This is a genomic window from Vibrio sp. D173a, assembly GCF_030248475.1.
The window spans coordinates 1-5,968 of sequence record NZ_JAHGAH010000328.1 but is presented as its reverse complement, the minus strand read 5'-3'; the positions used below and the strand labels follow the sequence as shown (position 1 = coordinate 5,968).

At 46.4% G+C, this 5,968-nt stretch carries 4 protein-coding genes and 1 pseudogene; 2 read left to right on the top strand and 3 right to left on the bottom strand.

Annotation, left to right across the window (positions count from 1 at the left end; genetic code table 11):
* Positions 1-73: 73 nt before the first annotated feature.
* From KIV40_RS25310 to KIV40_RS25300, 3 genes and pseudogenes are all read right to left on the bottom strand, one after another.
* A pseudogene (locus tag KIV40_RS25310) lies at positions 74-287 on the bottom strand (cold shock domain-containing protein).
* A gap of 917 nt (positions 288-1,204) precedes the next feature.
* A complete protein-coding gene (locus tag KIV40_RS25305; RefSeq protein ID WP_012126708.1) occupies positions 1,205-1,816 on the bottom strand; it encodes a bifunctional 4-hydroxy-2-oxoglutarate aldolase/2-dehydro-3-deoxy-phosphogluconate aldolase in 612 nt (203 codons plus the stop codon).
* Between the two features lie 9 nt (positions 1,817-1,825).
* On the bottom strand, positions 1,826-3,202 hold the full coding sequence (locus KIV40_RS25300) for a GntP family permease (RefSeq protein ID WP_285351960.1): 1,377 nt from the start codon (positions 3,200-3,202) through the stop codon (positions 1,826-1,828).
* Between the two features lie 152 nt (positions 3,203-3,354).
* On the opposite strand from KIV40_RS25300, the gene KIV40_RS25295 reads away from it, so the two are divergent.
* Complete coding sequence (locus KIV40_RS25295) at positions 3,355-3,876, top strand: gluconokinase (RefSeq protein WP_012126706.1); 522 nt, start codon at positions 3,355-3,357, stop codon at positions 3,874-3,876.
* On the top strand, positions 3,873-5,669 hold the full coding sequence (gene edd / locus KIV40_RS25290) for a phosphogluconate dehydratase (protein WP_012126705.1): 1,797 nt from the start codon (positions 3,873-3,875) through the stop codon (positions 5,667-5,669). The genes KIV40_RS25295 and edd overlap by 4 nt, the downstream gene beginning before the upstream one ends.
* Positions 5,670-5,968 lie beyond the last annotated feature (299 nt).

Sequence of the window (5,968 nt, the reverse complement as noted above, 5' to 3'; positions counted from 1 at the left end):
CGGAATCTTCGGAATCTTTGTTAAACATAATGTAAAAAAGTGTCATCGACAGAAGAGACTTTTTAGAAATATATTACGCTAACTTAACATTACCCGCTTGATAGCCTTTGTTACCTTGCTCAACAACAAAAGAAACCTTTTGGAATTCAGATAATTTTTTGAAGCATTCACTAACAATTGATTTGAAGCATTCACTAACAATTGATTTGAAGTGATTCAGGAATGATAAATCCAAAACCCTTGGATTCGTTAAACCACTTTAATGAACCATTTGTTTTATTTGACATAATATAATTCGATACATTGATTAAGTTAAAAATAAAGCGAATAAATAAGGGATGAAGAAAAAGGTATCGCAGGATAAATATGACGAATTTAATCGAATAAAAACTGAGAAGAGCTTAAACTAAATACTTTACTAATAACTCATCGTTTGAACTGTTGACACTATACACTATGTGTCAATAATAGATATCTATTTCTTAATTGATTTTTATTGCCAATAAATCAACAACTTATACCCAAGTGACTTCAAGATGCAGGATTCAGAGCGTTGTCATTGATTCGAGGTCAAGGAAAACGACGCAGCGGAATAGCCAGCTCTTTCCAAGTTGTTTGACGCAGAAATCGGGTCAATGACACGCTCCCGAAGGGCGAGTTGACTTGGCTTGTATACTTTGTTGTCGATTCTTGATTTGGACCCACCAAACCTTTAAATCGCCGCCGCGTCTACAAACCAAGTCATTCTCGCTGAACCTAGCATCTCGAGGTTACTTGGGTATAAAATCAAAAACATAAAAATCAAGAGGCTAAGTTGAAATCAACAGCATCATTAAAATAGTTATTGCAAAACAGATATTCGATACAAGCATGTTCCCTATTTCAAATTTTAATGGGGCAAAAATGAGTGGGTTACCGCAAGACACAGCCCTCCACATATCAAAAGTGCGCCTTTAAGAAAGAAGTGACTAATTTTCTGGAAACTGGAACCACCAAAGTTCAAGATTTAGGAAAATAGGTAACAATTACTGTTTTTCTGAAAAAATCTCGTAAGCATTACCACATAAACCTTTCCAGATTTATTGCTGAGACCCTGTGTGGGTAGTTCGTGACAATGCGTTAATTACGCGCGAATCACTTTGCTGATTTAAGCAGATAAACAAAAAGGGTCATCAATTACTTGATGACCCTTTTTATTCACGTTTTACTTAACTGCGCGAACCAATTCAGCAATACCTTCCCAATCGCCGCTGTCCATCATTGCGGTTGGCACCATCCAAGTACCACCACAAGCGACAACTGATTTCAGCGCTAGGTAATCTTCCACGTTAGATGGGCTTACACCACCTGTTGGCATGAATTCCACTGGGTAAACCGCAGTTAGTGCTTTAAGCATGTTTACGCCACCTGATGGCTCAGCAGGGAAGAACTTCAGGGTACGTAGACCCATTTCCATCGCTTGCTCAACCAAGCTTGGGTTGTTCACACCCGGTATGATTGTCACATTGCGTTGCTGACAGTATTTCACTGTCGTTGGATTGAAACCAGGGCTTACGATAAAGTCCACACCCGCTTCAATCGCGATGTCCACTTGCTCTGTTGTCAGCACTGTACCAGCACCGATCAGCAGTTCTGGGTACGCTTCACGCATGATGCGGATCGACTCAGCCGCCGCTTCAGTGCGGAATGTCACTTCCGCACATGGTAAACCGTTTTCTACCAACACTTTTGCCAGTGGCAGAGCGTGTGCTACATCGTTGATTGCGATAACTGGGACGATTTTGATTTCTCTTAATCGTTGTTCAAGTGTTGTCATGGGTAACCTCTAAAGAATAAAGCTTAATGTTGCTACGATAATAAACGCGATACTACCAAGTAAAGTTTCCATTACCGTCCAAGTTTTTAGCGTTGTTTTCTCATCCATCTCTAGTAGACGAGATACTAGCCAGAAACCAGAATCGTTGAAGTGAGAAAGCACTGTTGCACCACCTGCAATCGCGATAACGATAAAGCATAGGTCTAGCTCACTCAAACCAGTTGATGCTGCCACTACTGGTGCGATAAGTGCTGCTGTTGTCGTTAGTGCTACGGTTGCTGAGCCTTGAGCAACACGCAAACAGGTAGAGATAACAAACGCTGCTACGATCACTGGCATACCTGTGTCAGTCAGAACGTCTGCTAGTGCATCACCGATACCACTTGCGCGCAATACGCCACCAAACATGCCGCCCGCACCTGTTACTAGGATAACGCCACAGATAGGAGCCAATGAGTCGCCACACAGCTTCTCAAGTTTTGCCATGCCGTAGTCTTTCGCGAATACCGCAAGAGACACTAGCAGAGTAATCAGAAGTGCTACCGGTGTTTTACCTAGCATACGCAGGAACTCAACCAGTGCTGTTTTGCCATCAATCACACCCGCAACCGCTAGCGTGTTCAGTACTGTGTCTAGACAGATTAGCAGTACCGGCAGCACTAGGATGGTCATTACTGTGCCAAATTTTGGCAGCTTAGATTCGTCAACTTGTGTTTCACCGTTGAAGAACGCTTTTGATAGTGGGATATCGAATTTCTTGCCTGCGTACAGACCGAATAGGTAAGCGCCTAGGTACCAAGTTGGGATAGCCACTAAGATACCAACAACAAGCAGTAGACCAATGTTTGCGCCTAGGAATTCTGCTGCTGCAACTGGACCTGGGTGCGGAGGAACAAAGCCGTGCATTACTGCAAATGCACCCGCTGCTGGTAGTGCGTATTTGATTGGCGAACCACCAAAGCGTGCTGCCACACTTAGGATGATTGGCATCATGACCACAAGACCAGCGTCAAAGAAGATTGGGAAACCGAACAGTAGTGAAGCCACACCTAATGCAAAAGGTGCGCGCTCTTTACCGAAGCGTCCAATCAAAGTATCTGCCAGCACTTGCGCACCGCCAGTTACTTCCAAAATCTTACCGATCATTGCACCAAGGCCAACCAGCAATGCGACTGAAGCCAACGTGCCACCAAAGCCACTCATCATGGTTGGGACAACTTGGTCAGAAGAAACGCCAGTCGCCAATGCTGTACCTAAACTCACCATAGTTAGGGAAGCAAAAGCGTGCACTTTTAGTTTAATAATCAATACAAGTAACGCTGCAATCGCGAGGGCTGCAATCGTTAGTAGGAACGTAGGGTCTGGAGCTTGGGTTAGCTGTTCCATGGGTTCACCTTTAAGAATTATTGTTTGTGTTGTGGTTCACATTTATTTTAGTTACCGGTAACATGTTACCGATAACATGAATAAGATAAACCCATATTTTAAAGTGAATTCGAAAATTGAGATCACGCGCAAATTTGTTATGAGGATAAGTTATGGCTGGTAGTAGTGTCGTCGTTATGGGCGTTTGTGCGAGTGGCAAAACCACAATTGGTGAGCACTTGGCGAAAAAGCTGGGACGTAAATTCATTGATGGTGATGATCTTCACCCACGAGCAAACATTCAGAAGATGGCGTCAGGTCAGCCTCTGAACGACGACGACCGCAAACCTTGGCTAGAACGTATCCGCGACGCTGCTTATAGCTTAGAAAGCAAAAACGAGCACGGCATTATAGTCTGTTCAGCACTAAAAAAGATTTATCGTGACCAAATCCGCGAAGGCAACGAGAACGTGAGCTTCCTTTTCCTAGACGGCAGCAAAGAACTGATCCTTGAACGCATGCGTGCTCGCCAAGGTCACTTCATGAAAGAGAACATGGTCAACAGCCAGTTTGAAACGCTAGAACGTCCAGAAGATGAGCCTCGCACCATTTTCGTCAGCATTGATGCAACCATCGAAGACGTTGTGTCGAATGCCGCTGAGCTAATCCTAGTGCAAGACGAGGCAATGGCATGACTCATCAAGTAATTTTAGACGTTACCCAACGCCTAGTAGGACGCAGCAAAGAGGCACGTGCGGCGTTTCTTGCTCGCACTGAAGTCCAAGCCGAAGCGGGCAAAGGTCGTGTCGGTCTATCTTGCGGTAACTTGGCTCATGCCGTTGCGGCATCTTGTTCTTCAGAAAAGAAAAACATTCTGGATTTCACGCATTCGAATGTGGCGCTGATCAGTGCTTACAACGATATGCTGAGTGCCCACCAGCCTTACCAACACTACCCAGATCAAATCAAACAGGTGCTGTCTGGTTACGGTCACACTGCGCAAGTTGCTGGCTGTGTTCCAGCAATGTGTGATGGCGTGACTCAAGGTCAAGCGGGCATGGACATGTCACTGTTTTCTCGTGACTTAATTGCTCAATCGACGGCACTTTCACTGAGCCACAATGTGTTTGATGCGACCTTGTTGCTGGGCATCTGCGACAAAATCGCACCGGGACAATTGATGGGCGCGCTGTCTTACGCACACCTACCAACGGCATTTGTGCCAGCAGGTTTGATGGCAACGGGCATCAGCAATGAAGAGAAAGTCGACGTTCGCCAAAAATACGCAGCGGGCGAAGTAGGTAAAGACGCACTGCTTGATATGGAGTGTCGCGCTTACCACTCGGCAGGTACGTGTACCTTCTACGGCACCGCAAACACTAACCAACTTGTGTTTGAAGCTATGGGTTTGATGCTGCCAGGTTCGGCATTCATCCATCCACATACTGAGCTACGTAAGGCGCTGACTGATCACGCGGCTCTAAAAATCGCAGCAATGAATGCAGGTTCAGCAAACTTCCGTCCATTGTCTGAAGTTGTCACAGAAAAGAGCCTGATCAACGGCATTATCGCGCTGCTGGCATCGGGCGGCAGCACCAACCACACGATCCACATGTTGGCGGTGGCGCGTGCAGCAGGTTTGATTCTGACATGGCAAGACATCAGTGACCTATCTGAAGTGGTACCACTGTTGGCGCGCGTTTACCCGAACGGTCCAGCTGACATGAACGCGTTCCAAGAAGCGGGCGGCGTACCTGCGCTATTGCATCGTTTGGACGAGTCGGGCTTGCTTCATCGTGACGTGAAACCGGTATTCGGCGAATTCGAAGACCAAATGACGCTACCTACGCTAGTTGACGGCAAACTGACTTGGACTCCATGTGGTGGCAGCCAAGACGGCGAAGTGATTGCTGCGCCAACGCAAGCTTTCCAAAATACTGGTGGTACTCGCGTACTTCACGGTAACTTGGGTAAAGCGGTGGTGAAAGTCTCTGCGGTGAAAGAAGATCAGCGCATTATCGAAGCGCCGGCAATCCTATTCCAATGCCAACACGAAGTGGAAGCGGCATACAAACGCGGTGAACTAAACCAAGATTGCATCGTGGTTGTGACGCACAACGGCCCTGCAGCGAACGGCATGCCAGAGCTGCATAAACTGATGCCAATTCTCGGCAACGTGCAGAAAGCAGGCTATAAAGTCGCGCTGGTAACGGACGGTCGACTATCGGGTGCATCCGGTAAGATTCCATCAGCCATCCACGTTTCTCCAGAAGCAATTCGTGGCGGCGCGATTGGCTTGGTGCGTAATGGCGACATCATCCGCGTTGATTGCCAAACTGGCGAGCTGAATAACCTAAGCGACGTTGCGGGTCGTGAATTGTTAGAGATGGATACTGAAGCGAAACAACAGACTTGGGGTCGTGGCTTCTTTAGCGTGATTCGTCAGAGCGTTTCGAGCGCAGAAGAAGGCGCAAGCTTTATTGTTTAAGTCGGGAAGAAAGACCCCGTCATTCCGACGAGCCTAGGCGAGATCAGGAATCTAATATCAAAGTGCTGTGAAGCGAGAGGAAACACCTCTGCCACAGCACTTTTTATTGGTAGATTCTGAATCACGCTCATCCCTCGATGCTCAGAATGACGAGCTTTGGGGTTGGTCACTTTTCTTTTTAAATAAATGAATCCGTCATTCCGACGAGCCTAGGTGAGATCAGGAATCTAATATCAAAGTGCTGTGAAGCGAGAGAAAATACCTCTGCCACAGCACTTTTTGTTGGTAGATTCTGAATC